Annotated in this window: 3 protein-coding genes; 2 read left to right on the top strand and 1 reads right to left on the bottom strand. The window is 71.5% G+C overall.

Going from position 1 to position 3,975, the window contains the following annotated elements:
- Positions 1-32: 32 nt before the first annotated feature.
- Positions 33-1,772 carry a BCCT family transporter gene (locus MHW47_RS33080; protein ID WP_239227540.1) on the bottom strand — a complete coding sequence of 580 codons (1,740 nt, stop codon included), beginning with the start codon at positions 1,770-1,772 and terminating at the stop codon, positions 33-35.
- 204 nt (positions 1,773-1,976) lie between these two features.
- Here MHW47_RS33080 and MHW47_RS33085 point away from each other — a divergent pair, with 204 nt between their 5' ends.
- Positions 1,977-3,017 carry a LacI family DNA-binding transcriptional regulator gene (locus tag MHW47_RS33085; protein WP_239227541.1) on the top strand — a complete coding sequence of 347 codons (1,041 nt, stop codon included), beginning with the start codon at positions 1,977-1,979 and terminating at the stop codon, positions 3,015-3,017.
- Between the two features lie 187 nt (positions 3,018-3,204).
- On the top strand, positions 3,205-3,975 hold a 771-nt coding region (locus tag MHW47_RS33090; protein ID WP_239227542.1), incomplete at its 3' end, for an oxygenase MpaB family protein.

The raw sequence follows: 3,975 nt of genomic DNA on the forward strand, positions 1-3,975 counted from the left end.
GGGGGCGCCGGGGGCGCCCCCGGCGGGTCCGGCTACTTCGGGGGCGGGGCTCCCGGTCCGTCGTGGCGTTCGGTGGTGATCTGGCTGCCGCCGGGGCCGATGCGGATCTCGAAGTCGCCGTCGTACCGGGCGTGGCCCTCGATGACCGCGGACTCCACCGCCTCCACGCCGAACTCGCGGCGGACGATCAGCGGGTCCTGGCGCAGGTCGCGCATGAGGGCCACGCACATGGCGATCATCACGACCGTGAACGGCGCCGCCACCAGGATGGTCAGGTTCTGCAGGCCCGCCAGGGCGTCGCCCTTGCCGTTGCCGATCAGCAGCATGACGGCCGCGACGGCCCCGGTGACGACGCCCCAGAACACGACGACCCAGCGGGCGGGTTCCAGGATGCCCTTCTGGGAGAGGGTGCCCATCACGATGGAGGCGGCGTCGGCCCCCGAGACGAAGAAGATGCCGACGAGCACCATGACCAGAATGCTCATCAGCGTGGCGACGGGGAACTGCTGGAGCACGCCGAACAGCTGGGCCTCCTGGGTGTCGGCGCCGCCGAGCTTGCCGCTCTCCTGGAGCTTGATCGCGGTGCCGCCGAAGACGGCGAACCAGATGAGGCTCACGGTGCTGGGCACCAGGATGACGCCGCCGATGAACTGGCGGATGGTGCGGCCCCGGCTGATGCGGGCGATGAACATGCCGACGAAGGGCGTCCAGGAGATCCACCAGGCCCAGTAGAAGACGGTCCAGCTGCCGAGCCAGTCCGCGACCTCGCCCTCACCGGTGGCCTCGGTGCGGCCGGCGAGCTGCGGCAGGTCGCCGAAGTAGGCGGCGATCGAGGTGGGCACCAGGTCGAGCACGATGATCGTGGGGCCCGCGACGAACACGAACACGGCCAGGATCAGGGCGAGCACCATGTTGATGTTGGACAGCCACTGGATGCCCTTCTCCACACCGGAGACCGCCGAGGCGATGAACGCGGCGGTCAGCACGGCGATGATCAGGACGAGCAGGCCGGTGCCGGTCTTCTCCTTCCAGTTCAGCTCGTGGAAGCCGCTGCCGATCTGGAGAGCGCCGAGTCCCAGTGAGGCGGCCGAGCCGAAGAGGGTGGCGAAGATGGCCAGGATGTCGATGAACCGGCCGAGTCCGCCGTGGGCCCGGTCCGGGCCGATGAGCGGTTCGAACACGGCGCTGATGGTCTGCCGCCTGCGGCGCCGGAAGGTGCTGTACGCGATGCCCAGGCCGACCACCGCGTAGATGGCCCAGGGGTGCAGCGTCCAGTGGAAGAGGGTGGTGGCCATCGCCGTCTGCATCGCCTCCGCCGCGTCGGCGGGGTGGGTGCCGGGCGGCGGGTCGGTGAAGTGGGCCAGCGGTTCGCTGACCCCGTAGAACATCAGGCCGATGCCCATGCCGGCGCTGAACATCATGGCGACCCAGGAGACGGTGCGGAACTCCGGCGCCTCGCCCTCCTGGCCGAGGGTGATGTTGCCGTACCGGCTGATGGCGAGCCACAGGGCGAAGACCACGAAGCCGGACGCGGCCAGCATGAACGCCCAACCGCCGTTGTGGATCAGCCCGTTCAGCGCCTTGTCGGAGACGTCCTCCAGCGAATCGGTGGCCGCGGCCCCCCAGATGACGAAGGCCAGGGTGAGGCCGGCCGTGACGCCGAACACCACCCGGTCGGTGACGGGGCGCCGGTTGTGTGCCGGGTCGCCGGGGAGGTCCGCCGTCACCGGCAGTTCCCCTCTGCCGCCCGTTCTCTGATCGTCCTGCGACACGAATGGCACCTTTCACGGAAACTGATAAATCGCTCTCCGTAGGTAGTACCGCATCAAAGACACATCTTTGGGGATCAACGGGCGTGATCGGCCCGGTTTGCGGGGGCGGGGGGCGCGATCCCGGCCGTTAGGCTGGCGCCGTTGTGCGCGCCGATCGGCCGGCCCGGCCGTTTCGGCCTCCCGCCGCGCCGTGAGGAGCGTCCGTTGCCCGGTCCCACCCCCGATGCCCCGCACCACACGCGTCCCACCCTGGAGGCGGTGGCGGCCCGTGCCGGGGTGTCGCGGGCGACGGCCTCCCGCGTGGTGAACGGCGGCGCGGGCGTCCGCCAGCCGCTGGTGGACCAGGTACGCAAGGCGGTCGAGGAACTGGGCTACATCCCCAACCACGCCGCGCGGACCCTGGTGACCCGGCGCAACGGGGCGGTGGCGGTGATCATCGACGAGCCGGAGGCGCGGATCTTCTCGGACCCGTTCTTCTCCCAGCACATCCGGGGCATCAGCCGTGAACTGGGCGCCCACGACGCGCAGTTGGTGCTGCTCCTGGTGGAGGGGCGCGGGGACTTCGAGCGGGTCAGCCGCTATCTGGCCGGGGGCCATGTGGACGGGGTGCTGGCGTTCTCGCTGCACACGGACGACGAACTGTCCAGCGCCATACGGCGGTTCCGCGTCCCGGCCGTCTACGGCGGCAGGCCGGGCAGGCCGGGCGTCCCGGCGGACGAGGTGCCCTTCGTGGACTGCGACAACCGGGGCGGCGCCCGCGAGGCCGTACGCCATCTGGCCGGGCTGGGCCGCCGGCACGTCGCGCACATCGCGGGCCCGCGCGACCAGACGTCGGCGCTGGACCGGATCGACGGCTACAGGGACGTGCTGCCGGACGCCGATCCGGCGCTGCTGGTGGACGGCGACTTCACGGTGGAGGGCGGGGCCCGCGCCATGGCCGAGCTGCTGGACCGGCGGCCGGACGTGGACGCGGTGTTCGCGGCGAACGACCTGATGGCGTCGGGGGCGCTGCGGGTGCTGCGCGAGCGGGGGCGCAGGGTGCCGGAGGACGTGGCGCTGGTCGGGTTCGACGACATGGAGTCGGTGGCCGAGGCGACGGACCCGCCGCTGACGACGATCCGTCAGGACGTGGTGGGGATGGGCCGGCTGATGGTCCGGCTGCTGATGGAGCGACTGGAGGACGGAGGGCGCGGGCCGGAGTCGGTGATCACGCCGACCCGGCTGATACGCCGCGCCTCCGCCTGACCCCGCCCCCCCCCCGCCACCGGGCGCCGACCGGGTCCTCCGCGGTGTTGACGGGACCGGTGATACAAGTCAATAGTATTTGTAACTTTGACTCTCCGCACCGACGCACCGTCATACGCCGTGCACGCGCGGTGAGTTGTGGCGCCCGTCCGGGCGGGGAGCCCGGACACGGACAGGAGGGCGCACCATGGGCCGGTACAGCCGCCTGCGGGAGATCCGCCGGATGGACCCGTCGCGGGACTACGCCGAGATCCTCCGGCTGATCACCCAGTACGAGTTCCCCTGGGACTACCGGCAGGGCGTGAGCGTGGCGTTCCTGCGCGACTACGGTGTGCCGAGGATCTCCGTACTCCTCGACCGCACCCAGGAGTTCGAGCGCAACGGGCAGAAGCGGTACGACGACACCGTGCTGATCGGGTACGAGATGGCGATCGACGGGTTCGACTCGGAGCGGGGGCGGGCGGCGGCCCGCCACCTCAACCGCATCCACGGCCGGTACCGGATACCGAACGACGACTTCCGCTACGTCCTCGCGACGACGGTGGTGGGCCCGAAGCGCTGGATCGACCGCTACGGCTGGCGCCCGCTGTGCGCACAGGAGGTGCGGGCGCTGGCGGAGGCGGCCCGCAGGACGGGCGCGCTGATGGGCATCGAGGACGTGCCCGACACCTATGAGGGGTTCGAGCGGCTGATGGACGCGTACGAGGAGCGCATGTTCGCCTACGACCCGGCGAACCGGCGGGTGGCCGGGGCGACGTTCCGGGTGATGGCGAGCTGGTATCCGCGTCCGCTGCGGCCGCTGGTCGCCCGGTTCTCGCTGGCGCTGCTGGACGAGCCGCTGCTGCGGGCCCTGGGGTTCCGGCCGCAGCCCCGCTGGGTGCGGGAGTCGGCCTCGGCGGCGCTGCGGCTGCGGGCGCGGTGCGTACGCCGGATGCCGGCCCGGCCGCGCCGCTTCCCG

Origin of the sequence: Streptomyces sp. OfavH-34-F (assembly GCF_022347745.1) — a bacterium.
Taxonomy (GTDB): domain Bacteria; phylum Actinomycetota; class Actinomycetes; order Streptomycetales; family Streptomycetaceae; genus Streptomyces.